This window comes from Frankia sp. CeD (assembly GCF_000732115.1).
Classification (GTDB): Bacteria; Actinomycetota; Actinomycetes; order Frankiales; family Frankiaceae; genus Frankia; species Frankia casuarinae.
Genome location: NZ_JPGU01000013.1, coordinates 60,136 through 86,117 on the forward strand (window position 1 = coordinate 60,136; position 25,982 = coordinate 86,117).

Genomic DNA, 25,982 nt, shown 5'->3' on the forward strand with positions numbered 1-25,982 from the left:
CACAGCGGTGATCGGTGGCCCGTCGGCCGACGTCGGGGACCGGCGGATCATCGGATGCCGTCCGGCCCCCGGACGGCATCCGGTGGGTACCACACCACAAAGAAGGGCACGGACTGTGGAGGCGGCCACTGTGGGGGGCGACCACTGCGTGGGGGGCGACCACTGAAACGTGGGGGCGTGGAGGCGACCACTGAAACGGAGATGACGAGCACGGGGAGGACGGCATGCTCGCGAGTGACCATCGGCTCGGGCTGGCGGCCGAGGCGTTCATCTTCGGATATCCCCTGGTCAGCAACGTCCGGCTGAGCGTACGGACGGCGGCTGAGGGAATCGGGCCAATCCGGCCCGCCGGGTACAACGCCTTCGCTCACGAGACGGAACCGCCCGCGCCACTGTCCTGCTTCGTCAGCGTCGACAACGACGCCCTGTGCTCGGTGGCCGAGGTCGACCTCACGCCGGGTCCGCTGGTCCTGCGGATCCCCGACACGCCGGATCGTTACAGCGTTATGATCTTCATGGACGCCTGGCGGAACAACTTCGCCTACGTGGGACGGCGAACCACCGGCGGACGAGGTGGGCGCTATCTGCTCGTCCCGCCGGGCTGGACGGGCAGCGCGCCCGCGTCGCTGGCCCGCATCGAGGCACCGACCCGGCTGCTGACGCTGATCAACCGGTTCGGCTTCGACGGCCCGGCGGACATCGCGGCGGTGTCCCGGCTGCAGGAGGAACTGGACCTGAGCCCGCTGGATTCCGAGGCCCGCCGCGCGGAGGGACCGCCGGAACACTCGAAGAGGGTCTGTGACGACCTCCGGTTCTGGGAGGAGCTGCGCATCTGGCTGCGCGCCTATCCTCCGTCGCGGGCCGAGGCCGAGTACGCCCGCCACTTCACCTCGCTCGGGATCCTCGACGATCCTTCGCCGTACGTCGACCCCAACCCGGGCCTCGCCTGGTCCCTGCGCACCGGGCTGCGCGCCGGCCGCGACAAGCTCGAACGGGTGGCGCACGCCGGCCGGGCGCTGACGAACGGCTGGGTGAGCACCCCGCATGCCCTCGACTTCAACCTGGACCGACTCGGACCGGGCACGATCGACGATCCGGCCTGGCGGATAAGCGATCGGGCACAGGCCCGTCTCGCCCGGGCGATGGCCGCCCGACTGCCGCGGGGTGCGACACACGGCTATGAGGAGATCCAGGCGAGCCGTGCCATCGACACGGACGGCCGCCAGCTGAGCGGGGCCCACCGGTACCTGCTGGAGCTGGTGCCGCCGCCGCAGGCCGCGTTCTGGTCGCTGACGATGTACGACGCGCCCGAGTACTACCTCGTCGAGAATCCCCTGCACCGGTATTCCCTGCGGAGCGGCGACCGCGATCTGCGCCGCGGTCCGGACGGCTCGGTGCGCATCCTGCTCCAGAGTGATCCCCCGGAGGACGGCGGGCCGCTTGACAACTGGCTGCCCGCGGCGGTCGGCGATTTCCGGCCCGTCCTACGGATCTACGAGCCGGGGGCCGACGTCCTCGACGGAACGTACGTGCTCCCTCCCATCCGCCGCATCGACCGATCACCGGGCCAGCCGATCATCAGGACGACCGTTCACCGGGGCGTCGGGGCGCCGGGGCAGGCAGGTCACCCGGGCGGGCAGGTCAGCCTCGACGATCATCGATGATGATGCGCAGCGGCGGCCGACGTCCCTCGCCGACCTCATCGACCTCCCCGAGGGATCCGAGCACGGTGACCGGCGGGCCGGCAGCCGGCCGGGAACCGTCCGGCCGGGAACCGTCCCGTGCGGCCAGCCGCACGGGCAACACCTGCTGATCGAGGAAATGTTCCCGTCCGGAAGGGCTCGTCGCGTAGTAGGCCACGGTGATGGAGGTGCCCCGACCGTCCCGCACGGTGCTTGCCGACGGACGGCCGAGGGATCCGGAATGCACCCGGGACCGACCGGAGTCGTTGCGGTCAGTCACGATTCCGGTGCTGTCCATGCCGCCAGCGATGTTGGCAATACTGGTGATACTGATGACATCGGTGGTATCNAGGCCGTCCGCGTCGACGGTGAGGATCATCGAGGTGGGGATCCGCGGATGGACCGGAATCGACAGGCGGCGGACACCCTCGGTGAGCACGACGCGGGCGGAACGGGCGCCCGCGGGCGCGGCATCCACTCTCAGGGTCNNNNCCNCNCGCCTGCCGCTCCTGACCGCCAGCCGTTCGACCCGCGCGGTGGAGGGCGAGGCGGGTGAGCGGTCGTAGGCCGATGCCAGGCGGAGCAGATAGGCCGGGCGGTCCGCGTGGTCAGCGGCCACGATGAGATCGTCGACCCCCCGCGACACGGCGAACAGCACAGGATCTTCGAGCTTCGGCCCGTTCGCGGTCACCGGAGTGGGATGCCCGAGAAACGGCGGGTTCGCCGCGACGAACACGAGCGGATCGCCCGGCAGCCGGTCCAGCATCGCGCTGAGGTCACGGTCGTGCCCGGTGAGCGTGAGGTTGGCGCGCACCGCCCCGACCAGGACGACGGCCGTGAGCGCCAGGATGGCGGCGCCGGTCCCCGCGACGGCGATGAGCCCGAGTCTTCGCCCGCGGGCGAAGACGGCTTCGCCGGCCCTGACCAGGCCCTCCGCGCCGAGGTGGACGAGCGGGATGAGCACCGGGACCAGGTAGAAAGGGCCGACGTAGCGGATGCCGCCCCACAACTCGGCCGCGTTCCACGCGCCCCAGAAGCCGACGTATCCGCCCAGGAAGAGCAGCCCNCCCGCACCCAGGAGCGCGGCGGGTGCGGACAGCTGCCGCCGAGCCGCCACGACGATCGCGCAGCCGGCCAGCACCACTCCCCCGCAGGCCCAGCCGCCGAACAGCCACAGGTGGTCGCCGACCGACCGCAGCCCTTCGAGCAAGCCGAAGTCGTGCCTGCCGTCGCCGGGATACAGCTTGCGCACCCCGAAGCCGAGCTTGTCGTCGGGTTCAAGGAGCGTGAACGGCAGCCGCAACGGGTCACCGGTGGCAGCGGCGTTGCTGAGCAGGACAAGCGCCACGGGCGCGGCGAGCCCGCAAAGCAGCCACCGGCCCAGCCAGCAGCGCCCGCCCGTGGAGGTCAGGAGCAGCCAGATCGCGAGCGGAGCCAGGAGCAGGACGACGTCATACGGCCGCACCGCCGCCGCCACGCCGAGGGCGAGGCCCGCGACGACCACCGGTGCCGCCCGTCGGCGGCGCCGTCCCCGCAACACCCCCAGAACGGTCACCTGCAGCAGCACCAGGGTCGGCAAGTAGCTCAGCACCATCGCGCTCTGCAGGATCACCAGCGGGGAGAGGGCGAGCAGGGTCGCCGCCAACGCCGCGGTCCGCCGGCTACCGAACAGCTCGACGCCCAGCAGGTAGGTGACGACGACCGCCGCCATGACGATCATTGCAAGCGCCGGATCGATGCTTCCCGTCAGCACGATGCCGATTGCGAAGATCGCGGGTACGAAGGGCGTGTACTTCAACACGTAGTGATCGCCGACAACGGTTCCCAGCCACGGCAGGTAGGACCGTGCCGGGTCCGGGGCGGGCGGGAACAGGCGGCCCTCGGCGAGGGTCCTGGCATGCAGGAGGTAGATGCCCTCGTCGTTGTTGACCGACAGGAACGGGAACACGGTGTGCCGGAGGACGACGGCGACCGCCGCGCTCAGAACGGCGAGCACCATCACGTACCGAGCGGGCCCCGAGATGCTCGCGAGACGAACGCGCAGCCGCTGGACGGGAGTCCGCCGACCGCGAGCGGCGTCGGAGGCCGGCGGCCCGGCCGGCGGTTGTTCTCCGTCCGGCCGGGACCGCGGCGTGTCGTTCCGGGGCTCGGCGTCACCCCCGAGCCCAGTGTTACCCCCGAGCCCAGTGTTACCCCTGGGCACGGCGTCACCCCTGGGCGCGGCGACGACCACCGATCCGGGTGTCCCGTGCGCAAGGCCGCTCTCCAAGCCGGGACTCACGACAACCTGCGCATCGATGACGTCGAAGGGCGCCTGCGGCTCTGTCCCGGGTTCGACGGAGACAGGCCCCGTCTGCCCCATCTCGTGCCGGCTGCTCATCCACGGCACGGTACCCAGCGCCCTCGGCCGCAGCGGACGCAGGTCGGTCCGACTCGCCCTCCAGGTCCCCACCATCGGCTGGACGGTCAGGACAGGTCATGGGAGGAGGGAAACGACTGCCAGGGGGAATCGCCGACCGTCACCGCGGACGGGCGCGGTTCGCCGGGCGCCGCACCCGCGCCCTGGAGCCGCCCGGAACCCTCCGGCGGTCCCTCGGCCATCGACGCCATGGCCGTCGCGGCGGATGCCGCTCCGGCCGCATCCGCATCCGCATCCGCACCGGCGACCGGGAAGCCGGCCAGAGCGCCGTGCTCGGATCCCACCAGAGCGGATCCCANCAGAGCGGACGGATCACTGGGAACATCCGTCGCGGCCGCCGCCACCACCGCGGAGCCCGGGCGACGGGCAAGTCGCTCCGAGCGAGCCGCATGCCAGGTGAGCTCGGTTCCGACCGCATCCGCGTCGATCTCGTAGGTANCCCGCCGTTCCCCTTCGCCCGTCTCGAACGACCGCTGCCGCAGCCTGCCGTAGACGAGCGCGCGATCACCCCGGACGAGGCTGGCAGCGACGTTGTCCGCGAGCTGGCGCCAGCAGGAGACCCGCAGGAACAGCGTGGTTCCGTCGACCCAGCGGCTCTCGGAACGATCGAACCGGCGGGGCGTCGATGCGAGGCGGAAGGNGCATATCGACGCACCGTTGGCCGTCATCCGATGATCCGGATCGTCGACCAGGTTGCCGACAAGCGTGATGGTCGTCTCGAGCATGGCGTGCTCCTCGGGTCAGGGACGGATCCGCCGGGCTGGCCGCGAACGGCCTCTCCCACAGTGAGCCGTCACGGCGACTTCGGAAACCCTCGGTTGGTCGCCTGTGGATAACGAGGGTTCGCCCACAGGCCACGCATCCACGGACCCACGCGCACCGGCACGCCGACGCTCGGACCCCACGCCGGTCCGCGACGCATCCCGTCTGCCCACCTGCCACGGACGCCTCAGCGTCGTACCTCGGCCTTCCCAGGAGCTTGACCTTCCCAGGAGACGGCGCGTCCCCGCGTGTTCGATGCCTGGTCGAACCTTGCTACCCTGTTGTAGCTCCCCGGTGGGCCCATCCCCTGCAAGCGCGCCCGTAGCTCAGTGGATAGAGCGAGTGCCTTCTAAGCACCAGGTCGCAGGTTCGATCCCTGCCGGGCGCACTCGGGGATCAGGCTCGCATGCTGCGCCTTTTCGATCCCCTCGTCAGGCCTGCCGGGGGGCCGAGCCCCCCGACACCCCCACGTGCAGCAACCGGTGTAGCAACGAGTCAGGGTCGGGGCCCGGTCAGGTGGCCGTCGAGCCGGCCCAGAGCCCGCCGCTTCTCCCCCATCGAGGCGTGCGCGTAGATCGTCATCGTCACCTCGATCGCCGAGTGGCCCGCGATGTCACGGACGATGTGCGGCGGCACGCCGAGGTCCAGGAGCAGCGTCACGCAGGTGTGCCGCAGCCCGTGGAACACGACCCCGTCGAGCCCGGCCGCCTGACGCAGCGGCATCCAGAAGCGGCGCAGGTTGTCCGGTTCGATCGCCGTTCCGATCTTCGTGGTGAAGACGTGGTCCGTCGTCACCCAGCGGTCGCCGGCCGCGTCCCGTTCCGCCTGCTGGAGCTTGCGATGCTCGGTGAGTGCGTCGGCCACCAGGCCCAGGAGCGACAGCGTGCGCTCCGAGTCCTCCGTCTTCGGCGGCAGCAGCCGCAGCTCCCCGCCGACCCGCTGGAGCGTGTGCCGAATCGTCAGCGTCTCCCGGTCGGTGTCGATGTCCGACCACTGGAGCCCGAGCAGCTCCCCGCGGCGCATCCCGAGGAACAGCGCCAGGACCAGCAGCGCATACAGCCGATTGCCGGCAGCTTCATCGAGAAGCCGGTGTGCCTGCTCGACGGTCAGACCCCGGTCGACGTTGTAACGAGGGGTCGAGACCTGGACGAGCTTCGCCACGTTCCGTCGGATCAGTTCCTCGCGCACCGCCGCCTGGAGCGCGTTGCGGAGCACGGCATGCACGACCTGAACCTGACGCTTCGATGGACGGCGGTTGCAGCACTGGCCGACCGCGCAGCAGCGCCGTTCCTGTTCCGGCCGCGCCTTGTCCCTGCCCATTTCGCAGCACCGGCAGGTGGTTTCCGTCCGCCGGATGAACTGCCGGACGTCCGCACCGCTCAGCCTGTTCAGCCGCTTCTTCCCGAGCCCCGGGATGAGGTACAGCCGAACCGCCTTCTCATAGGTGACATAGGTGTTCGGCTGACGGTTCGGCTTCACCGTCTGCGCGAGCCAGACCGTCAGGAAGCGTTCGACGGTCCATCCGGTGGCGTCCGCCGGAATGCCCTGATCCGAGTTGGCCTGAAGCTCCGTGAGCTTGCCGCGGACGATCTCTTCCGACTTGCCGTAGACCGGCCGCCGCTTGGTCGTCCCGTCAGGCATCAGGACGTAGGCCGCGCCGACCCACAGGCCGTCTCCGCGCTGGTAGATGGAGCCCTGGCCGTTGGCGCGCTTCCTGCGCTCCTTGCGCCGGCCGTTCGACGAGCCGGGGGTGGTACTGGGCATGGGTGACTTCTCCTTGCCGGAAGAACGGGACAGGTTCACGCCGGCCGCGGGCGACGTTGCCCGGTTCCGGTGGCGTTCCGTTCTCTGGCGTTGGAATGGTCTGCCGGGGCGCCGGCCGCGTCCAGGGCGCCTACGGCGTCGCTACGCGATCGGCCTTCGGCCGACCCTGGACCCGTCCGACACCCTGACAGCTTGAAACGCCACCAGAGAACGGAAGAAAAATGTGGTTAGAGCAGGCAGGACTGCCGTTACGGACGGCTGATGTTCGCCGCCGCCGGATCCGTCGATGGATTTCCGTTCGCCGGGACCATTGCCGGAAGTCCAGGCACCTGGCGGAACACGAGCACCGCGTTCACGTCGCCGTAGTGCTCGGTGAAGAAGGCATCCGCGGGAAGGTTCGCGAGGATCGCCGCCAGGTCGCCGACGTCCGCGCCGGGCCGGATCGTCAGCTCGTGGTCACCGGTGTTGGTCTTGTGGGTCGCGACGAGCGGGGAGTCTCCGCCGGGGGTGCGCCACGCGCCGAAGTTGCCAGACGAGAAGATGTTCACAGGACTTCTCTCCTTTCCCGGAGCGGCAACACCTCCTTACGCGGGTCCTGCACCGCCACCACCACAACCCCGGGCGCCCGACCCTGGGAAAGCAGCAGCGGCAACGCCGCCCCGATCCGCTTCTTCACCTCCCGGTCGGTCACATACGCCGTCAGGGAAGCGATCTCATCGACCACCACGACGATCAGCGGCTCACCGACCGTCGGGACGTGCAGCCGGGTGGTTCCCGCGAGCCGGAAGGTCCGGTCCCGCATGACGCTCACCGCGTCGTCGAGGAGATCCGCGATCGCGTCGGTGTCGGTCGCGAACCGGGCGAACAGCGGCTCCCCGAACGCCAGTTCCATCCCGCCCTTCGGGTCGCACACCCACAGCTCCACCAGCCCCGCCCGCACCGCCGGACCGAGACCGCGGACGAGCGACCACAGCACCGAGCCTTTACCCGCCCCGGTCGCCCCCGCGACGAGCACGTGAGTTCCCCGGACCGGCAACGTCCAGGGACGGCCGTCCTCGCACCGTCCGACGGGCACCGCCGACAGCCCGGCGAGCAGCCGCGACGCACGCCCGCCACGGCGGACGAGAGCGGAGGGAACAGCTCCGGAAGGGTCAGAGCCGGCAGGGTCAGAGCCGGCATCGTCGGCGGAGTCGTCCGGATCGGTGGTGTCGTCCAGGTCCGGCGGAGTGACCGGCCGGGTCAGCGGATCCCGATGGTGGAAGGAGACCCGGACGAACCGAAACGTCTCCGCCCGCACCTGGCAGCGCCGAGCCCGGAACACGTGCCGCAAGGCTTCGGCCTGCTCCGCCCACTCCGCAGGGGTCTGCCCCGGCAGCAGCTCCACCCGCAGCACGTCCACCGACCGCGACGAACGGATCTTCCGAATCCGCGGGAAGTACTCGTCGAACGTCACCTGATCACCGGTCGACGTCGGCATGCGGATCGCCAGGTCGGTGTGCACCATCGCCGGCTTCCAGCGCCACCGGTAGACGAACGTCAGCCGCGCCCGTCCCCACNCCCNCCAGGCCACTGGCCCGAAGGACCGCGGATGCACCCGCCACCACGCGACCGCCACCAGGACCAAGGCCGCGACGAGCACGGCCAGGCCGACGAGCCCCACCCGGTTCACCACCAGAAGCAGGCCGACCACGAACGCCACGGCGACGCGGTGACGCCAGCAGCCCCGCGCGCCAGCCACAGCAGCTTGCCGGCCACCGCCACCAGCAGCATCCACACCGGCACGCGCACCTTGTCGACCCGCGAGGGAACCCGCGGGAATCGCTGGTCACCGTTGATTCTGGACATGGCAATACCACCTGTTTTCGAGCGCACGAAACACAGACCGACGGGATTGACGAACGAAGAGGGAAAGGCGAGAAACGGGAATTCGTTTCCTCGTGATGCCGACGACCGGCGGGAAAANTACGCGGCGCGCGGCCCGGCCATGTCGTCAGCCGGAGCCGCTACCGCCACCGCCGCCGCTTCGGCGGATTCCGTGGCTTCCTGGGATTCGAACTGGAACTTCTCGTAGGCGATCAGGTAGTCGTTGACCGCCGCGAGCAGCTTGTACGCGAAGTCGACATGCCGGGCGTCCGGTTCCCGCCCCAGCGCCGACACGCTCAGGCTCACCCGCCCCGCGTCCACGACCAGGATCGGCGCGCGGTCGGGGTAGGTGTGGCAGGTCACCAACCAGTCCGCGCCGACGGACAGGCCGAGCGTCGCGTACGACTGCTTCGGCTCGCCGCTCACGCCGCCGCCCCCGTCCGCCGCAGCGGGCCGACCTGCCGCAGGCCCACCGCGCGCAGGGCGTACCCCTGCTTGGGGAACTTCGCGTTGATGTCCACCCACGGTGTGATCGTCAGCCCCTCGAACTGCACCGGCCGGAACGGCGTGCCCGGCATCGCCTCCGGCAGGACCGGCTGCACCGCGGCGGCGACCTTCACCTTCAGCTCCGCCTGCCGGGCCGCCGGGTCGGGGTCCAGCACGCGGACCGCCCAGACCCGCTCGCCGGTGTTCGGGTCGCGCTCCTGTGGATCGGGAGCGTTCGCCTTTACCTTGTCGTAGTCGTTCGCCGCCTCCACGCCGAGGACGAACGCCCCCGCCGGGAACACGTCCTCGAAACGCACCGGAATGCGTCGCGGTATCGCCATAGTCCGTCTACCTCCGTAGGGTCAGCCCCGCCACCGGAAGTCCGGTTTCTGTCGGGCAGCACCTACTCTGAACCGCTCACGAACCGATCGCCAAGCGCTTTCGTATCTATGTATACGGAGTGCGGATGGAAATTATCCGGTGACCGTCTAGAATGCGTTTCCACGACAACGTTATCTTTGACGAGTGACAAGCGAACGGGGGGTTCCGCCGTACACGGCGCGAGGCAAGGTCGAGGGTGAGAACTGGCAGGCTGTCGCCGACGCCCTCAACGCCAGGATGAACCAGAAGCGGATGGGACAGCAAGCACTCGCCACCGCATCCGGCGTGTCCGTCGCGACGCTTCGCCAACTCCAGCGCGGAGCCCACGGCCGCCGGGTCCAGGACGCCACGCTGGCCGCCATCGCCCGCGCCCTGGACTGGCCGGACGACCACCTGGTCCGCGTGCTCGTTCCCGGCAAGCAGCCGGAGCAGCCGGCAGCAGCGACATCAGGCCGCCGCGCGGGCCGAGGAGGGGCAGGAACCGGCACCGACCGGCAGATTCTCGCCGTCCTGCTCCGGATCGAACAGCGTCTCGCCGACCTCTCGGAGCGCATCGCGCCCGCCGGAGCAGCCGGAGCGACCCAGCCCGGCCGCGCCCGAGGCAACGACGACGGGCCGACCCCGGCGGAGTAGTTCCCGCCCGAGCCGGCCCGTCGAGGTCCGGAACGTCGCCGAGTCAATCAGCCCGGCGCTGTGGTGCTGGCCACCGGTACTCCGATCGCGTCGAGCACGGTCCGGCGGACCGCTTCGAAGGCTTCGGCCTGCCCCGCCCGGAAGGCCGCCCGCTCCCCACGGGTCATCCACCGCGAGTCGGGCCGGGTCAGGCCCAGGGCGAGCGCCGTCCGCACGGCCGCNCCTCCGCATCCCCGCCGGGACGGGCCCGGATCCTCGCCCCCGACTCCCGCCGCCGCACTGTCGCCATCCGGCAGCCGGTAGACGAGCACCACGTCGACATCGCCGAACGATTCGGAGTACTTCAACCCGCCCGGCATCCGGGACACGGCCCGCATGAGATCCGCCGAGTCCGAGCCCGGCTGGACGACGAGCGCCCACTCGTCCGGCCCCCACGGCATCATCACGACCGCCGACAGCATCTCCCCCGCACCACCGGCGCCGTCACCGGCCGCGGGCACCGGCGGAAGGAACGGACCCGACCGGGCCGCCGCACTCACGGCCACCGCCGACGGTCCGCGAAGCGCGCTGCCAGATCATCGGACCTATACCTCGTCCAGTCGACGGCCGCCGGCCGCACGTCGTGGACGAAGAAGCGGAGCGAGGTGACCTGGTAGTCGTGCCAGCCCTGTTCGATCGCGAACAGATCCGCCGCTGTCGCCCCGGGGAAGGTGATGACCGTGTCCCGTACCCGGCGGTCCCCGCCCGGCTCGAAGCGGACGATGCCGAACAGCAGCGGACCCGGGTCACCTCCACTCCCCCTGTCGAACATCACGATCCGTCCTCCACTGGTCGGTGGCGTGCGACAAAGCGCCGGAACCGGCCCGCAACAGGTGTCCGTCGCGCAGCGGAACCGACGCCCGCCCACCGTCCAACCGGACAGCCGGTCACGGAAGGCCGCCGGCCGTATACACCGAGACTTCCGATCTATACGGAGACCGGATATGCTCTGCGCGCCCGATCGAGGACAGACGGTCGGAGCACCTACCGTCCGGAGGCCGCCATGGTGTCCGTCCGTCGTCCGTTNCCCCAGNCCCCGCCGGGACTCTGGGAGCGACCCGAGATGGCCGACGCACTCGCCCGCCGCGACATCGGCACCGTCTTCAAGATCTACCGCCAGTGGACCGGCGCCACCCAGACGCAGATAGCCGCCGTGTGCGGCCTGCCGCAGTCCCACGTCAGCGACATCATGAACGGCCGCCGCCAGGTCACGAGCCTGGAGATCTTCGAGCGCATCGCCGACGGCATCGGCATCCCCCGCGGACGCATCGGGCTTGCCGAAAGACCGGGCGCCGTCCCCGAGCCCCGGACCGAGCCCGGGTCGCCGGCCGCGGACGTGCCGAGCGATGTCGTGCGCGTCTACCCCAGCCGCGCCGCCGTTCCCGCCGAGCTGTNGCGGACGCTGTTCGCCGGTGCGCGTCACCAGGTCGACGTCCTCGTCATCGCTGGCCTGTTCCTCCCCGACGGGCACGCCGACTTCACCGCCGTTCTCCGCCGCAAAGGCGCCGAAGGCGTGAACATCCGCTACGCCCTGGGGGACCCGGACTCCCCCGCCGTCGCCCTGCGAGGCGACGAGGAGGGCATCGGTGACGGACTCGCCGCCCGAACCCGGATCACCCTCACCTACCTGGCATCGTTGCGCGACGCGCCCGGAATCGAGCTGCGGCTACACGCCACCACGCTCTACAACTCCATCTACCGTTTCGACGGCGACATGCTGGTGAACACCCACGTCTACGGCGCCCCCGCCGCGCACTCCCCCGTCATGCACCTACGCGCCCAGCCNGGCGGACTCTTCGACCACTACGCCGCCAGCTTCGAACGCATCTGGGCCACCACCGAAGGAGCCTGACCCTCTTGGCACGGATCGACTACTTCAACGACCCGAACGCCCCCAAGGCGAACAGCGTCGTCCCGTCCGTCACCGCCGTGGTCACCGACGAGGCCGGGCGGATCCTCATGGTCCACAAGACCGACAACAACCTGTGGGCCCTGCCCGGCGGCGGCATGGACCTCGGCGAGTCCATCACCGACGCCGCCGTCCGCGAGACCAAGGAAGAGACCGGCATCGACATCGAGGTGACCGGACTCATCGGGGTCTACACCAACCCCCGGCATGTCCTGGCCTACGACGACGGCGAGGTCCGCCAGCAGTTCTCGCTCTGCTTCACCACCCGCAATCTTGGCGGAGAGCTACGCACCTCGAGCGAGACGAAGGAGGTCAAGTTCGTCGCGCCCGAGGACCTGGACGGGCTGAACATCCACCCATCGATGCGCCTCCGCATCGATCACTACCTGGAGAACCGGGCCACGCCCTNCCTCGGCTGAACCGCCACGAGCCGTGCGGTCGTGCGTTCCACGGTGGCTTGCAGGTCCGCCCGAGCCCGGGTGACCGACCGGTGGACGATCGAGCCGTCGCCGTAGCGGGACAGGATCTCCGCGATCCGTTCGTCGAAGGTGAACCGCTGGCCCTGTGGCCCCGTCGTCATATCCGCGGCGCACAGCGCGTCCATCACCGGCGACACCTCCAGCTCCCACGCGGAGAGCTCCGCCGTCAGCCCCCGCTCCTCGGCTTCATACCGGGCACACGAGTGATGCGCGACCAGCGCGCACAGCCGCTTCGGCGCATCGTGGGATTCGAGGAACCGGGCGCCGTCCACGGGGTGGAACCGTAGGTGACCGATCGGCGGGGCGTACCCGATGTCATGCAGCCAGGCCGCCGCGACGAGCAGGTCACGCTCCTCCGGATCGACGGCCGCGGACACCTCCCAAGCAGCCGCCGCCACGGCCTGCACATGCCGCCACCGATCCCCCAACGGGGTCAGCAGCTCGCTCGCCAACCGCTCAGCAACCGCTACCTCCACCCGATCACGGTACGGCGAGCACCACCAGCCCGTCAGCGAGAGCCCGAGACTGCCGAATTACCCGAGTTAGGATCAAGTCGCGGTGCGGGCCGCGCCGCGCGACCGCCTGCGCGCGGCCTGGCGGCCGTGCTCGCCGGGCCCGTCGCACCCCGCACCGCGTAGACCATCCGAGGCGTTCGACGAAGGGCGCCGGTCGTCAGCGTGGGGTGAACCAGCCGGGGCACGGAACGCGGTTCTGCGGACGTTCGTCGCGCACGCCGGTGGGCAGCCGCAAAAAACGAGCAGAGGGCACGCCAGCCGACAGCCCCATCACCAGTGCCAGGGCGCTTCGCTCCTCCGACAGCCCGACCCGCCCGGCCTGCCAGCGACGAGCCTGTCTGCGGTCACCATTCGAGATCGTTTTGGCTTCGACCAGGTTGCTTCCGATCGCACCACGCCGTTAGACGCCTACAGAGGGCGGCACCGCCCTTGGCCTGACATGTCGTACCCAGATGGCAGACTGCTCCCGTGAGTTTCGATCTTGTGAGCTGGGAAGGCGAGCGACCAGCAGACAATCTGGCCGCAGGGTCCGCGTTCAACGAGATGTTCCAGCGCTACGACGACGACCCGGAGACGCCCGCCACGGACCTCATCGCCGCCTACTGTGAGGCTTTGACGCACCGGTGGCCGGATGACGACACCGCCCCGTGGTCGGTCACACCCCAGCCGTCCGGGCCATTCCTCTACCTCTGCGTCGTGTGGAGCATGGCCGAGGAGGTGTCCGCCTACACAGCCGAACTCGCGGCATCAATGCGTCTGGTCTGCTACGACCCCCAGGAGGAGATGCTGCTGCCGTAGTCGATGCTGCCGAGATGGCCGCGCTCTTTTGGGCGCACTTCCTCCATCCGTCAGGGAGCAGGCCGCAGTGGACGGCAGCCAGAGTGGCAGCCAAGCCCGCGAACACCAGCGGACGGTCACGGACTCGGCGGACGAGACCGAGCCTGTGACCGGCACCGGCGGACGGTCACGGACTCGGCGGACGAGACCGAGCCTGTGACCGGCACCGGCGGGCGACCACGGACACCGGCAGACGAACCACCGAAGATCTCTTATCCGCGGGTTACTCACTTCGCCATCCAGAGCCGACGGACGAGCCGGATGTTAGCGCAGACTGCCGGCTTTCTGCGAGTTCAATTCAAATGTCGTCAAAGAATCTTCGGTTAACTATGGCCTTTTCGTGCTGGACGATCTCCACCTTGACTCCAAGGTTGTATTCACGGAGGAGGTCACAGAGTCTATCCCCGTCGATCAGATCAACCGGAGGAGCGCCGTCGCGGGTTGCCTCCTTTTGAGCGGCAGAGGTGAACGATCCCGTCGTGATCAGAAGCCCTTTATCTCCCCTGCCCGCCATCGCCCCCCGGAAATCTCGGACAGCGCTCGGAGAAACACTTCCCTTGTACCGCTTACATTGGAAGAATACCGGGAAGCTGACGAGCGAGAGACGGTAGATTCCCAGCCCATCGATGCCACCATCGCCGGTGCCGCCGGTGACATTGACGCTGATAAACCCGGCCTCCCGGAGGAGCCGGCGAGCAAGGCGCTCGAATGCGTCGGGCGGCATCGCCATCACCGCTTCGAGCAATTCCTCTTTCCAGGCGATTTCCTGGTCTTTTTCTCCGTCGTCCGACGTCGCCTGTTCGTAGGTGGCCTTGGGTTCTGAATCGGCCGGCTTGCGCGCCTTCTCGGCACGTTCAGCGGCCCAAGCACGCTTGGCTTCAGCATGGATCTTGGGAATATCTGCCCTGTCAACGGAGCGCCCTGGTTCCGACAACGTCCAAACGCCACGACTGCTATTGTCGGTCAAGCCCATCATCTTCAGATAGGTACGAGCCCAGGCCAACCGATACTCGATCTCCGTCCGCGGCCCGTCTCCATGTAGCTGATCTTGCTGCTCTGGGCTAAACTTCTCCAGCTCGATGACTCGTTCATTAATCTCCGAGATCGCGCCGGACCCTCCAAGATCGCGCAGTGCGTTGATCGTCGGCCAGAGCAGCTGATCGTATGTCGGCACACCGACGTCAGGGCTCGTCACCCGGCGCACCCCTCCCCGATACTCGCGTAACACGATCTTAGAACGTCGCGCGACTTCCCCTGTACGCGCGGGGTGGCGACCGTCTCGGCATGGCCCGCGTCCGTTCCCAGGCCGGGAGTTGGGGACTGANGTTGCGGGCACAAGCGAACGTGAACGCCACTGCACTCGTGGAGACAGCGGAGCGCAGCCCACTCCTGAGAAGTGGCGGCGGTATGGGCATCTACACAGCCGGGCCAGCGAACAACGACGGACGTCAGCGGATGGAGGCCGAGGTGGCCAGGTCGTCAAGCAGCCTGTATAGGCTTTCGCGAACGCGCACGGACGGATGGTACCGATCTTGTAATCGGACGGTCGGGAGTCCCGCCAGGTGTAGCTACCGCTGTAGCAACGACCGCGGACGTTGACACCATCTCCCGGGCGCGGCTCGCAAGCCACCCGACTCACAGCGACACCCTCTCGCTCCGTCACCAGTCCTGTGGACCGGAAACGCGTCCCAGCGCCTCGCTGCTACCACCACCCCGTCTCCCACCGAACCGGCCGCCCGCTAGCGGGTCGGTGTCCGGCGGTCAAGGGGGCGGATACGACCGTAGCTCCATGCCGCCGTCCGGGACAAGCCCGCCCACGCCCCCGCAATTCGTCCCGGAACAGGCCTTCAAAGCCAGGGACGAGACGTTCGGCGACGCTGTTCTCGCAGGTCGCGGGCCCGCAACCCCCTCCGGCGGGCATAACCGACCTATCCGGCCTTTGCGACTTATCAGGATGAAGACGTAGTTTCGCTCACGGAAATGAACANCNCCGCGCNCCGCATCGGCCGGGACCGCTGCGCTGTCCCTGCCAGGCGCGACCGCCATGACAGCAGCGACGCTCTGACGCAGAGATCAACGAAGCTGTTCCGCGGGCAAGTCAGCCTTTGCTCTCCTCGGGTCGGTTGGCGGCCCAGGAGGCACGGCTGATCGCGTGGACGTTGTTCGCCTTCCACGGGCCGACGTCGGCGATCTCACGGAAGGTCATCCCGAGCTTGCGGGCAATCATGTTCATGCCCGCGTTCTCCTGATGCGTTGCGGTGATCAGCTCGTCGACGTCGAGGTGGGCGAACCCGAAGTCGAGCGCCGCCGTGATCGCTTCGGTGCCCAGGCCTTGGCCCCAGCGGTCGCGGCGGATCGACACCGCGACCTCCACGCCTGGCCAGCCCTGGGCGAAGTAGGTGCCGGCGCGGCCGAGGAACTCCCCGCTGGCCCGGTCCTCGACCGCCCACATGCCGTGCCCGCGGATCGCCCACATGCCGATCAGATGGGTGACCAGCCGCTCGGTGCCGGCCCGGTCGAACGTGCCGTCCAGGTAGCGCATCGTCTCCGGGTCCGCGTTCATCGCCGCGTACGGGTCGAGGTCGACGACCTTCCAGCCGCGCAGCACCAGCCGTTCGGTGAGCACGGTGGGGATGGTGACGACGGTCGGGGTTCCGTAGTGGAGGGTCATGGTCACGCCTGGCCCGTGGTCAGTTCGAGGCGGGGGCGNGCCTGCCAGCGGTCCCAGAAGTCACGGACGGGNTCGACGGNGGGGNGGCCGGNGAACGCTATGGCGATCTCTGCGACCCGGTCGGAGACCGAGGCGGTGGGCCGGGTGTCGAGCATGTCGACGACCTTCCCGGCCATGGTCGCGGCTTCGTCGATCTCGGGCTGTTCGCGGGCGGTGAGGCTGGCCGCGAGCGCGAGCAGCGCGTGGCCGTAGTCCTCGAACCCGCCCGCCTGGCCTCCTTCGTAGGCGGCGAGCGCGGCTCGGGCTATCGGCTCGGCCTCGACGCCACCGCCGATCCGGGTCAGGACCCCGGCGTACATCATCTCGGCGGCGGCCGGGCCGAACGGGCTGATCCCGGGCTGCAGCGGCAGGTCCGTGACCGACGTGCGCATCCGGTTCAACGCCGCCCGGGTGCCCTCGACGTCGCCGAGCGCGCCAAGGGCCCGCGCCTCGTAGCTGGCGATCCGGGCCCGGGTGTACGGGTTGTCCGCCACGACCGCGGTCTTCCGAGCCGAGACGGCGGCTTCCTGGTAGCGGCGGCCGTAGAACGCCAGCGTCGTCACCATCTCCCCGACCGACGCGGTCAGCACCACGTCGTCGGTCTGGCTCGCGTGGTCTTCGGCGAGGCGGATGAACCGGCGCGAAGCCAGGGTGTCTCCGAGGTTGAACGACAGCCGCGACAGCATGTAGGAGGCGTAGCCGGCGGCGACGGTGAGCCTGGTCTGCGGGCGGGCCCGGCCACTGCCGTTCATCAGGTGGTGGTGCGCCGACTTCCACGTCTTCCACACCTTCGGCGCGAGCCGCTGGTGCGGTTCGACGGTGAACGCGACGGTGTGCGCGTTGATCGCGTCGTCGATCTCGTCGAGGGTCAGCACATCGGGGGCGGACGAGGTCCACTCCCGGTACATCTGGGCGGCGACGAGGCTCGCGGCGGCGAGTTCGAACGCCTGCCGACGGTTGGCGTCCACGGGTTCCTCCTGCCTGCTCGGGTCGAGCCCCAGGTCCCGGGCCCGCTTCTCCCTGACAGCTTCGTCCCGCAATCGCCGGATGGCTCCCGCTGCGGCCAACGCCGTGTCCAGCGCGTCCGCGAGGTCCGCGGACGGGATCTCCTGGCCGTTGACGGCCCGAGAGATCTGCTGGCGTTTGAAGCCGGTGCGGGCTTCGAGCCGGCTGTTGTTGGTCCGATGCTGATCACGCAGTGTCCGCAGCAGATCGGCCAGGTTGGCGAGTGCGTCGTTTCGCTGACCAGCTTGCACCTTCGGCCTCCCCGTCGACGCCTTCGCAGGTGGGTGCAACGAGCTGTTGCATGCACGCAACGAGCCGTTGCGTTCTGTTGCTCCGTTTGGGCGCAGTGTGTCATGGGTGCTGCGCGCGGTGAACACGCCGATCCGGTCCCGTCCGTTCCACCAGCTCAGGGCGGATGAACCCCGGGTCGTGTCGTGTCGCCGCTTCTGCTCCCGCCGGGCCTGGGCCGAGTCGTGCGGCCCGGGTTCGGCGGGCTCCACCCGTCCACACCGATCGCATCGTTTCGAGGAACCCGTGTCTGTTGCGCCCACCGGCATGCCTGTCCCGGCCGTCCCACGATGGCGGCGCCCGTCCACGCTCGACCCGACGGTGCCCGATGCCGTCGAAGTCGCCCTCGACGGGCACCGTGTGTTGATCAGGTCGAGTCTGGGCCCGTCGGTGCGGACCACCCCCGGCGCGTTCGGGGACTTCGTCCGTGCGGTCAAGCGGGGCGAGTACGACGACCTGCTCGGCGAGGTGGCGTGATGCCTGCTTCCACGCAGGCGTCGATCGCGCTGCTGCACACGGCCATGGTCGACCTTGTCCTGGCGAAGGAGCCCGTCTCCGCCCCGGTCGTAGCCGCGTTGAGGGCCGTGCCCCGGGACCTGTTCCTGCCCGACGCCGGCACCGAGGAGGCCTACAAGGACGACGCCGTCGTCACGAAATGGGATGTCTACGGGGCACCGCTCAGCGCGGTGTCGCGGCCCTCCACCGTCGCGGCGACGCTCGAGCAGCTCCGGGTCGAACCCGGCCAGCGGATCCTGGAGATCGGTTCCGGTGGCTACACCGCGGCGCTGCTGGCTGAGCTGACTGGGCCAACCGGCCACGTCACCACCATCGACATCGACCAGTCCGTAGTCCACCGCACCCACGCCTGCCTGGACAAAGCCGGCTACACCGACGTCACGGCACTGATCAACGACGGGTACTTCGGGTTCCCGCTCCGCGCCCCCTACGACCGGCTCCGCAGATGACCTGCCGAGCCTGGACCTGTGGCTGGCCACCGTGCAGCCCACCTACGGCCGGCTCCACGGCACCGACGCATCCGCAGGAGCCGAACTGCCTGCGGATGCGTCGGCCGGGGTGTCTGCCTGCTGGTCGGACGACAGCCTCGCCTTCCTGGCCTTCACCCCGACGGGCGGGACCGGCGTGGAGATCGGGGTTGTCGCGTACGGCCCCGACCGGTACCGGCTCGCGGACCTGCTCACCCACGACGTCCGCGTGTGGGACGCCGAGCGGCGCGGTGGCCCGGACCCCACCATCCGCGTCTACCCCACCGATGCCGGCCGCGCCTCGGCGCCGGCCGGACGGCTCCTCACGAAACCATCAGCCCAGCTCCTGATCACCTGGGGCTGAGACCCCACCATCCGACGATCGCGAGAGGAGAACGGTGTTGAGCGACGCGCACGGGCATCAACAACCGCCCGAAGCCGACGGGGAAGCACGCGCCTGAGGATCTGCGGGCCCGCCTCGTGGATGACCTCGTCGCGGCGGGNTCGATCAAAANGAAGGAGGTCGAGGCCGCGTTCCGCGCGGTGCCGCGGCACCTGTTCGCTCCCGAGGTGTCGCTCCAGGACGCCTACGCCGACGACATCGTGCGGACCAAGCAGGACCAGCACGGCATCACCGTCAGCTCGGTCTCCGCTCCCTGGCTGCAGGCCACGATGCTCGAACAGGCCGGGATCAGCCCCGGCATGCGGGTCCTCGAAGTCGGCTCCGGGGGCTACAACGCCGCCCTGATCGCGGAACTCGTCGGCCCGACCGGTGCGGTGACGACCATGGACATCGACGCCGACGTCACCGAACGAGCCCACCACTGCCTCGCAGCGGCAGGCTACGACCAGGTCCACGTCGTGCTGGCCGACGCCGAGCACGGCGTCCCCGAGCACGCGCCCTACGACCGGATCATCGTCACCGCGGGCGCCTGGGACATCCCACCCGCCTGGACCGATCAGCTCGCCCCAGACGGCCGGATCGTCGTTCCCCTGCGGATGCGGGGGCTGAGCCGGACGGTCGCGCTCACCCCCCGCGACGGCGTTCTGGTCAGTCTCGACCATCAGATGGCCGGCTTCGTGCCCGTGCGCGGCGACGGCGCCCATCCCGAACGCCTCGTCCCGCTTCACGATGCCGACGTGGGCCTGCGGTTCGACGAGCAGGCTCCCGAACTCGACGCCGCCGCACTGCGGGCCGCGCTACTCTCCCCGCGGGTCGAGGCGTGGTCGGGAGTGCGGTTCGGCGGGATGGAACCGTTCGACGGGCTGCTGCTGTGGCTTGCCAGCAGCCTCGACGACTACGGCTTGCTCTCCCGCGCCCGTTCCCCGACCGCTCGAGAGCTCGTCGACCCCGTCTCCCCGATCGGCACGCCCACCGCCGTGGAAGCGGACAGCTTCGCCTACCTCACCCTGCGAAAGGTCGAGGACGGCGACGACACCTACGAGTTCGGCGCCTACGCCCACGGTCCCCACGCCGCCCGCCTCGCCGGCCTGGTCGTCACGCAGGTCCAGGCCTGGAACCGAACCCACCGCGACGCGTCGCCGGCCACGATCAGCGTCCACCCGGCCACAACTCCGGCAGAGGCACTTCCGCCCGGCCGGGTGATCGCCAAGCGCCACCGCATCGTCGTCCTGAGCTGGTCCTGACCAACACAGCGACGCGTTCACCACCCCTTCCGAAGGAAAGGCATCGCCATGACTCCTGCCCACACAACCGCCCCGGCCCCGCTCCCCCTCGCCGGCGACTACGACCTAGACGTCGAGATCGTCGACGGCGGACCCGTCATCCCCGAGCTGCTGCGCTCCACCAGCGACAACTGCGGCAAGACCTGCTCGTCGGCCTGCACCAGCTGCAAGCAGAACTGAACCTCCGCCGCTGAGAGGTGCGTGATGTACCGCAGCCTTGACGTTCCGCTGCTACGGATGGCCGTGGTCCCCACCGATGTCGACCTGCCCCCATGGCCAGACCTCGACGACACCACCGACGGCGCCGTAGCCGGCTGGACGGATTGGCTGCGGGACATCTGGGCGCGGCCCGTGTTCGCCGACGCGATGACACTCGCCAGCCCTTCACTGGCGGCGCGGGTCGCATCGGTCCTCGACGGGCAGTGCCACGATCGGCGGACCGCCCGGCGGGCTGTCACTGCGACAGCCCGCTACGTACTGCGGATGGTCGGGCGCGCCACTCCATTCGGCCTGTTCGCCGGTGTCGGGCCCGCGGATTTCGGCCCGCGGGCCCGCGTCCGGCTCGGCGACGACCACCGGGTTCGCGCCCGGCCGGGCGGCGCCTGGCTCGCCGCGCTCGCCGACGACCTGGAAGCGTTCGACACGCTGCTGCGACGGCTGCCGGTCACCGCCGACGGAATACCAGTCGCCCGAGGCGACCGACTGTTCATCGGCCCTGTCGCCCGGTCCGGCGACGACGCCGGGCCGGAGTCGGTGGTCGAGGTGTCGGTGCGCCGCACCCGGGCTGTGGAGGCGGCGTTGCTCCACGCGGTCAGCTCGCTGCCCGTCCCCGAGCTGGTCGCTCGCCTCGCCGCCGACAAACCCGCTCCCGCCGCCGGCCAGATCGAGACTATGGTGATCGAGTTGGTCCGCCGCCGGTTCCTGCACACGCCCCTACGCCCGGCGACAACCATCACCGATCCACTCAGTGAAGTCGCCGACCAGCTGGCCGCAGCCCGGATTGACGACCTGCCCCCACTCGCCGGCCGTCTCAACGTGATCCGCGACCTACAAGACCTGCTCGCCCACCACGACAACACGCGCTCCGCCTCGCACCGTCGCACGCTGCGCACGCAGGCAGAGGCGCTTCAACGGCGCGTTGTTCCCAGCGCTGACCCGGACCTCGACGTAGGCCTCGTGTTGAACGCGGACGTGGTCCTGCCGGCGGCTGTCGCCGAGGAGGCTGGGGCCGCCGCTCGGGCGCTCGCCCGGCTCACAGGGCCGACCGCCGTTCCCCCGGAGTGGGCGGACTGGCACGAAGCCTTCCTGGAACGCTACGGTCCCGCCGCCCTCGTCCCACTGCTGGAAGCCGTCAACCCTGACACCGGCCTCGGTCTGCCCGCCACCTTCCGCGGCTCCACACGCTCCCACCGCCCCCGCGGGAACGCGGCCCGCGATCAGCGCCTGGCCGCCCTCACGCAGCGGGCGGCCCTGGACGGCGCGCTCGAGGCACGCCTCGGCGACGCCGCCATCGCGGCTCTGGCCGGCGACACCGCACCGGACCGGGTTCCACCGCACGCCGAACTCATCGCCGAGGTCCACGCCAACGACCTGCCGGCCTTGTCCCGCGGCCTGTTCACCCTGCGTGTGACCGGAGGCGGACGCGCCGCCGCAACCACCACTGGCCGCTTCCTGCACCTGCTCGACCCCGCGTCCTTCGACCGGTTCCGCGACATCTACGCCGCCCTACCCACCATGCGGGCCGGCGCGACAGCCGCGCAGGTGTCCTGTCCGCCGCTTCCCGCAGCCACCGTCGGCGTGGCCCGATCACCGCGGCTCACCGACACGGTGATCACGCTTGCCGAGCATCACGACGCCGGTCCGTGCGTGCTGCGTCCAGCCGATCTGGCTGTCGGTGCCGACGCTGAGGGGCTTTACCTGGTGTCGCTGCCCGACCGGCGTCTCGTCGAGCCGTCCGCCGCGCACGCGGTGGAGTTCCGGTACCACNNCCNCCCGCTGGCACGGTTCCTGTGCGAGCTGCCCACCGCACGCCTCGCCGTCTCCATCCCCTTCTCCTGGGGCACCGCCGGTGGGCTGCCGTTCCTGCCCCGGCTCGTCCATCGGCGCACTGTGCTCGCCCCGGCCCGCTGGCACCTCACAGCCGCCGACCTGCCCGGCCGCGCCGCGTCGGCGCAGGAATGGCGCGAGGCGCTGGCCCGCTGGGGCGGCACGATCCCAGTGCCCACGCGGGTCCAGCTCGTCGAGACCGACAACCGGTTGCGTCTCGACCTGCACGTTGAGGCTCACCTGGCCCTGCTACGCGATCACCTGCACCGCCACGGCTCCGCTCGGCTCGACGAGGACGCCGCTCCAGAAGCCTTCGGCTGGCTCGACGGCCACGCCCACGAACTGGTCANCCCGCTGGCCNCCACCGCCGCACCCCTGCCGGGGCCGGCACCGGAGCGCCTCGCGGCAACCGTGCCCGCTGCTCGGTCGGATGCCCAGCTACCCGGTGTGTCGCCGTGGCTGTCGGCCCGGCTCTACGGCCNCCCCGACCGGGCCACCGATCTCCTCGCCCGCCTCCACGACCTCTTGGACGCGTGGCCCGACCCGCCCGCGTGGTGGTTCCTGCCGTACCGGGACACCGAGCCCCACCTGCGGCTACGCCTCGCCGTCAACGAGCCCCGCGGCTACGGGCTGGCGGCCACGCGGCTGGGAACCTGGGCTGCGGTACAGCGCGAGGCCGGACTGCTGTCGCACCTTCACCTCGACACCTACCAACCGGAGACCGGCCGCTACGGCTATGGCCCGGCGATGACCGCCGCCGAAGGCGTCTTCNCCGCCGNCTCCGCCGCTGCCCTCGCCGCCCGCCGTCTCGCCGCCAGCGCCCGCCTGTCCGTCGGAGCGCTCACCGTCGCCGGCCTGGTCGATATGGCCATCGCCTTCACCGGCGCGTTGTCCACCGGCATGCGGTGGCTTCGTGACGTGCTGCCCCACGAGCCTGCCCGCGTCCCACGGGCGGAACGCACCACCACGTTGCACCTGGCCAACCCCGCAGATAGCTTCGCTCATCTGCGGGCCGTTCCCGGGGCGGACGCCGTGCTGTCCGCCTGGCAGCCGCGGGCCACAGCACTGGCCGCCTACCGAAACGCCCTCGCCGCACAGCGCCCACCTGACCAAGCCTTGGCCTCTCTGCTGCACCTGCACGTCGTCCGAACCCTCGGCCTGAACCCCGCCGCCGAACAGACCTGCATCGCCCTCGCCCGAGCCACAGCCGCACGCGCCCTCGCGACCACGGAAGCGACCGTCTCATGATCGACCACGACCAGTCCGCCGCCACCGCAGCCAGCCTCACCAACCCGGCCTGTCACGAGCTCGGGCAGACCGCGCAGTCGCTCGCCGACGGAGCGGCCGGCATCGCACTCCTGTACGCCGAACGAGCGCACGCCAGCGCCGAGCGCTGGGAGTCCGTCCAGACGTGGCTGACCGCAGCCACCGCCGGCCACCTCAGCGTGGCGACGAACAGCTCTCTCTACGCCGGCGCTCCGGCGGTCGCCTTCGCCGTCCACACCGCCGCCGGACAGACCCGCCGCTACACCGCCGCGCGCACCGCGCTCGATCAGACCGTCGCCACCATCGCCCACCGCCGCGTTGACGCCGCCAACGCCCGCATCGACCGAGGCGAACCGGTCCAGTTCACCGAGTACGACGTCATCAGCGGGCTCACCGGCATTGGCGCCCACCTCCTCGCCCACGCCCCCGGCGACGACGCCCTCGGCCGCATCCTCACCTACCTCGTCCGCCTCACCACACCTCTCAACCTCGACGGAGAGGAACTCCCCGGCTGGTGGTGCAGCCACGACCCGTCCCAGGGCAACACTGCCGAATTCGCCGGTGGACACGCCAACCTCGGCATGGCCCACGGCGCCGCCGGCCCACTGGCCCTGCTCTCGCTCGCCACACGCGCCGGGATACGCGTCCACGGCCAGACCAACGCCATCAACGCACTGTGCGCCTTCTATGACCAATGGCGCCACGACTCCCCCAGCGGTCCGTCCTGGCCACAGTGGATCACCCGCGCCGATCAGCAGGCCGCGAGACCGGCCCAGCCCGGCCCCGCCCGTCCGAGCTGGTGCTATGGCACCCCCGGAATCGCCCGCGCCCTCCAACTCGCCGGCATCGCCGTCGGTGACACCACCCGCCAGAACGCCGCCGAACAGGCACTCGCAGCCTGCCTCACCGACTCCACCCAACTCGCCCACCTCACCGAAGCCGGACTGTGCCACGGATGGGCAGGCCTCTACCAAACCGTCGCCCGCGCCGCCGCCGACGCCACCACCGAGACCCTCAGCCGCCACCTGCCGACACTCGCCGCTTCCCTCCTGCTCTGCGCCCTTTCGAGCAGCGGGCGGGCTGATGGGCTCCTCGAAGGAGACGCCGGCATCGCCCTCGTCCTCCACAGCGTCGCCACCGGCGCACCGGCCACCGGATGGGACAGATGCCTGCTGATCCACTGACCGTCCCCAGCCGAGACATCGGCACCGAACAGGCCGTACTCGCGGTGCTGGCCGGCATCCCGCTACCCACTGCGGCAGCCCATGCCGCCTTGCCTCCCGACCAGCTCGCCGCAGCCGTAGCCACCTACCAGGCGGCAGGTCGCGCCGCGCTCGCAGTCCAAGGCGCCGCCTGGTTCCAGGTACGCGTCACGTTCCCCGACCCAGCGGACGCAGAGACCGCCGCAGCCACCCACCTGGCACCCGTCCTGCGCCACGCCCAGGCCACCGACTCTGTCGACTCCTGGTGGTTCGTGCGCAAGTCGCCCGACTGGCGGCTACGGCTCTCCCCAGCCAGCGGCCAATCTGTGGCGGAGCTCCGTGCCACCCTCCGCCCCGCCTTCGACGACCTGACCGCGGCCGGAACGATCCACACCTGGACGGAAGGGATCTACGAGCCGGAGGAGTACGCCCTCGGCGGCGAGATCGGCACCGACGTCGCGCACCGGCTGTTCACCGCCGACAGCGGGCACGTCCTCGACCGCATCCACAGCGAGATCACCAGCAGGACCCCGCCGACTCTCGGCCGCCGCGAACTGTCGATACTGTTGATCGGCACACTCATGCGCACCGCGGGCCTGGACTGGTACGAACGCGGCGACGTCTTCGACCGCGTCAGCCGCCTACGCCCTCCACCAGCAACATCACCCACCGCTGCTGAAATTCAACGGCTGGCCACCGCTCTACGCAGGCTGCTGACCGCCGACACCGACCCGGCAGGCGACCTGTTCGGCGCGGACCGACCGCTGGCCAACCTGGGAATCTGGGCCAGCGCCTTTCACAATGCCGGTCGGGCCCTTGGCCAGGCCGCATACGCCGGGACCCTGCGCCGCGGGCTACGCGACGTCCTCGGCCACCATGTGATCTTCCACTGGAACCGCCTCGGCCTGAATGCCGAGACCCAGGGCGTACTCGCCGCCACAGCGCGCGAGACAATCCTCCGCGCTCCCGCACTCCCCGAAGCGCTAACGCCGCAGGCACGCTGATGTGGCCGCCGCCGAACGACGCA

The 25,982-nt window shown here is 70.2% G+C and carries 24 protein-coding genes, 1 tRNA gene and 1 pseudogene; 14 read left to right on the forward strand and 12 right to left on the reverse strand.

All coding sequences use genetic code 11. The features are described from left to right. Window positions 1–224 precede the first annotated feature (224 nt). Window positions 225–1,664, forward strand: coding sequence for a DUF1254 domain-containing protein (locus CED_RS10050; RefSeq protein WP_011435593.1), 1,440 nt, complete (start codon window positions 225–227; stop codon window positions 1,662–1,664). Here the strand turns inward: CED_RS10050 and CED_RS10055 are convergent. Both CED_RS10055 and CED_RS10060 read right to left on the reverse strand, forming a co-directional pair. Then, on the reverse strand, window positions 1,642–4,062 hold the full coding sequence (locus CED_RS10055; RefSeq protein ID WP_035910128.1) for a glycosyltransferase family 39 protein: 2,421 nt from the start codon (window positions 4,060–4,062) through the stop codon (window positions 1,642–1,644). The two genes, CED_RS10050 and CED_RS10055, sit on opposite strands and share 23 nt — an antisense overlap. A gap of 86 nt (window positions 4,063–4,148) precedes the next feature. After that, window positions 4,149–4,826 (reverse strand): single-stranded DNA-binding protein, encoded by a 678-nt coding sequence (locus CED_RS10060; RefSeq protein ID WP_035910083.1) that lies wholly within the window; start codon window positions 4,824–4,826, stop codon window positions 4,149–4,151. Window positions 4,827–5,178: 352 nt separating this feature from the next. Here CED_RS10060 and CED_RS10065 point away from each other — a divergent pair. Next, window positions 5,179–5,251: transfer RNA gene (locus CED_RS10065), tRNA-Arg, on the forward strand. Between the two features lie 107 nt (window positions 5,252–5,358). Here CED_RS10065 and CED_RS10070 read toward each other — a convergent pair. The 4 genes and pseudogenes from CED_RS10070 to CED_RS10090 all read right to left on the reverse strand — a co-directional run bounded on the left by CED_RS10070 (window position 5,359) and on the right by CED_RS10090 (window position 9,317). Further along, window positions 5,359–6,627, reverse strand: a complete 1,269-nt coding sequence (locus tag CED_RS10070) for a site-specific integrase (RefSeq protein ID WP_011435590.1) — start codon at window positions 6,625–6,627, stop codon at window positions 5,359–5,361. Window positions 6,628–6,875: 248 nt separating this feature from the next. After that, entirely contained in the window at window positions 6,876–7,175 is a 300-nt protein-coding gene (locus CED_RS10075; protein WP_011435589.1) for a hypothetical protein, read from the reverse strand. Between the two features lie 14 nt (window positions 7,176–7,189). Beyond that, window positions 7,190–8,472 (reverse strand): annotated as a pseudogene (locus tag CED_RS10080) (FtsK/SpoIIIE domain-containing protein); the annotation flags it as partial. 440 nt (window positions 8,473–8,912) lie between these two features. Beyond that, entirely contained in the window at window positions 8,913–9,317 is a 405-nt protein-coding gene (locus tag CED_RS10090; RefSeq protein ID WP_035910085.1) for a hypothetical protein, read from the reverse strand. 184 nt (window positions 9,318–9,501) lie between these two features. Between CED_RS10090 and CED_RS10095 the strand changes: the two genes are divergently transcribed. Then, window positions 9,502–9,990 (forward strand): helix-turn-helix transcriptional regulator, encoded by a 489-nt coding sequence (locus tag CED_RS10095; RefSeq protein ID WP_011435585.1) that lies wholly within the window; start codon window positions 9,502–9,504, stop codon window positions 9,988–9,990. Between the two features lie 47 nt (window positions 9,991–10,037). Here the strand turns inward: CED_RS10095 and CED_RS23625 are convergent, their stop codons facing one another. Beyond that, window positions 10,038–10,529 (reverse strand): hypothetical protein, encoded by a 492-nt coding sequence (locus CED_RS23625; protein WP_035910131.1) that lies wholly within the window; start codon window positions 10,527–10,529, stop codon window positions 10,038–10,040. Next, window positions 10,526–10,801 (reverse strand): hypothetical protein, encoded by a 276-nt coding sequence (locus tag CED_RS23630; protein ID WP_023840446.1) that lies wholly within the window; start codon window positions 10,799–10,801, stop codon window positions 10,526–10,528. The genes CED_RS23625 and CED_RS23630 overlap by 4 nt, the downstream gene beginning before the upstream one ends. Window positions 10,802–11,092: 291 nt before the next feature. On the opposite strand from CED_RS23630, the gene CED_RS10110 reads away from it, so the two are divergent. Next, window positions 11,093–11,881, forward strand: a complete 789-nt coding sequence (locus CED_RS10110; protein WP_235187003.1) for a helix-turn-helix domain-containing protein — start codon at window positions 11,093–11,095, stop codon at window positions 11,879–11,881. A gap of 5 nt (window positions 11,882–11,886) precedes the next feature. After that, window positions 11,887–12,357, forward strand: a complete 471-nt coding sequence (locus tag CED_RS10115) for an NUDIX hydrolase (protein ID WP_035910089.1) — start codon at window positions 11,887–11,889, stop codon at window positions 12,355–12,357. Here CED_RS10115 and CED_RS10120 read toward each other — a convergent pair. Next, a complete protein-coding gene (locus CED_RS10120; protein ID WP_035910091.1) occupies window positions 12,321–12,893 on the reverse strand; it encodes an HD domain-containing protein in 573 nt (190 codons plus the stop codon). The genes CED_RS10115 and CED_RS10120 overlap by 37 nt on opposite strands. Window positions 12,894–13,400: 507 nt before the next feature. Here CED_RS10120 and CED_RS10125 point away from each other — a divergent pair. Further along, on the forward strand, window positions 13,401–13,730 hold the full coding sequence (locus CED_RS10125) for a hypothetical protein (RefSeq protein ID WP_035730000.1): 330 nt from the start codon (window positions 13,401–13,403) through the stop codon (window positions 13,728–13,730). 337 nt (window positions 13,731–14,067) lie between these two features. On the opposite strand, the gene CED_RS10130 is transcribed toward CED_RS10125, so the two are convergent. The 3 genes from CED_RS10130 to CED_RS10140 form a co-directional block, all read right to left on the reverse strand. Continuing rightward, window positions 14,068–14,964, reverse strand: coding sequence for a restriction endonuclease (locus CED_RS10130; protein ID WP_023840445.1), 897 nt, complete (start codon window positions 14,962–14,964; stop codon window positions 14,068–14,070). 903 nt (window positions 14,965–15,867) lie between these two features. Continuing rightward, complete coding sequence (locus CED_RS10135) at window positions 15,868–16,440, reverse strand: GNAT family N-acetyltransferase (RefSeq protein WP_011435577.1); 573 nt, start codon at window positions 16,438–16,440, stop codon at window positions 15,868–15,870. Window positions 16,441–16,442: 2 nt separating this feature from the next. After that, complete coding sequence (locus CED_RS10140; RefSeq protein ID WP_235187004.1) at window positions 16,443–17,984, reverse strand: hypothetical protein; 1,542 nt, start codon at window positions 17,982–17,984, stop codon at window positions 16,443–16,445. A gap of 34 nt (window positions 17,985–18,018) precedes the next feature. On the opposite strand from CED_RS10140, the gene CED_RS10145 reads away from it, so the two are divergent. From CED_RS10145 to CED_RS10170, 8 genes are all read left to right on the forward strand, one after another. After that, on the forward strand, window positions 18,019–18,249 hold the full coding sequence (locus CED_RS10145) for a DUF397 domain-containing protein (RefSeq protein ID WP_023840443.1): 231 nt from the start codon (window positions 18,019–18,021) through the stop codon (window positions 18,247–18,249). Next, a complete protein-coding gene (locus CED_RS25245) occupies window positions 18,249–18,737 on the forward strand; it encodes a hypothetical protein (RefSeq protein ID WP_023840442.1) in 489 nt (162 codons plus the stop codon). The genes CED_RS10145 and CED_RS25245 overlap by 1 nt, the downstream gene beginning before the upstream one ends. Window positions 18,738–18,768: 31 nt before the next feature. Next, a complete protein-coding gene (locus CED_RS25250) occupies window positions 18,769–19,119 on the forward strand; it encodes a hypothetical protein (RefSeq protein ID WP_023840441.1) in 351 nt (116 codons plus the stop codon). A gap of 101 nt (window positions 19,120–19,220) precedes the next feature. Continuing rightward, a complete protein-coding gene (gene fxlM, locus CED_RS10155) occupies window positions 19,221–20,402 on the forward strand; it encodes a methyltransferase, FxLD system (protein WP_152569732.1) in 1,182 nt (393 codons plus the stop codon). Between the two features lie 48 nt (window positions 20,403–20,450). After that, window positions 20,451–20,621 (forward strand): FxLD family lanthipeptide, encoded by a 171-nt coding sequence (locus tag CED_RS22485; RefSeq protein WP_023840439.1) that lies wholly within the window; start codon window positions 20,451–20,453, stop codon window positions 20,619–20,621. A 24-nt stretch (window positions 20,622–20,645) separates the two neighbouring features. After that, window positions 20,646–23,735, forward strand: coding sequence for a lantibiotic dehydratase (locus CED_RS10160; protein WP_035910094.1), 3,090 nt, complete (start codon window positions 20,646–20,648; stop codon window positions 23,733–23,735). Further along, a complete protein-coding gene (locus CED_RS10165; protein WP_035910095.1) occupies window positions 23,732–24,937 on the forward strand; it encodes a lanthionine synthetase C family protein in 1,206 nt (401 codons plus the stop codon). Before CED_RS10160 ends, CED_RS10165 begins: the two co-directional genes overlap by 4 nt. Beyond that, window positions 24,919–25,959, forward strand: a complete 1,041-nt coding sequence (locus CED_RS10170; RefSeq protein WP_035910137.1) for a thiopeptide-type bacteriocin biosynthesis protein — start codon at window positions 24,919–24,921, stop codon at window positions 25,957–25,959. Before CED_RS10165 ends, CED_RS10170 begins: the two co-directional genes overlap by 19 nt. Window positions 25,960–25,982 lie beyond the last annotated feature (23 nt).

Coding starts and splice junctions, on each gene's coding strand:
- CED_RS10050 (WP_011435593.1), top strand. CDS start 225: ATGCTCGCGAGTGACCATCGGCTCGGGCTGGCGGCCGAGGCGTTCATC.
- CED_RS10090 (WP_035910085.1), bottom strand. CDS start 9,317: ATGGCGATACCGCGACGCATTCCGGTGCGTTTCGAGGACGTGTTCCCG.
- CED_RS10170 (WP_035910137.1), top strand. CDS start 24,919: ATGCCTGCTGATCCACTGACCGTCCCCAGCCGAGACATCGGCACCGAA.
- CED_RS25245 (WP_023840442.1), top strand. CDS start 18,249: ATGCCTGCTTCCACGCAGGCGTCGATCGCGCTGCTGCACACGGCCATG.
- CED_RS10165 (WP_035910095.1), top strand. CDS start 23,732: ATGATCGACCACGACCAGTCCGCCGCCACCGCAGCCAGCCTCACCAAC.
- CED_RS10135 (WP_011435577.1), bottom strand. CDS start 16,440: ATGACCCTCCACTACGGAACCCCGACCGTCGTCACCATCCCCACCGTG.
- CED_RS10070 (WP_011435590.1), bottom strand. CDS start 6,627: ATGCCCAGTACCACCCCCGGCTCGTCGAACGGCCGGCGCAAGGAGCGC.
- CED_RS23630 (WP_023840446.1), bottom strand. CDS start 10,801: ATGTTCGACAGGGGGAGTGGAGGTGACCCGGGTCCGCTGCTGTTCGGC.
- CED_RS22485 (WP_023840439.1), top strand. CDS start 20,451: ATGACTCCTGCCCACACAACCGCCCCGGCCCCGCTCCCCCTCGCCGGC.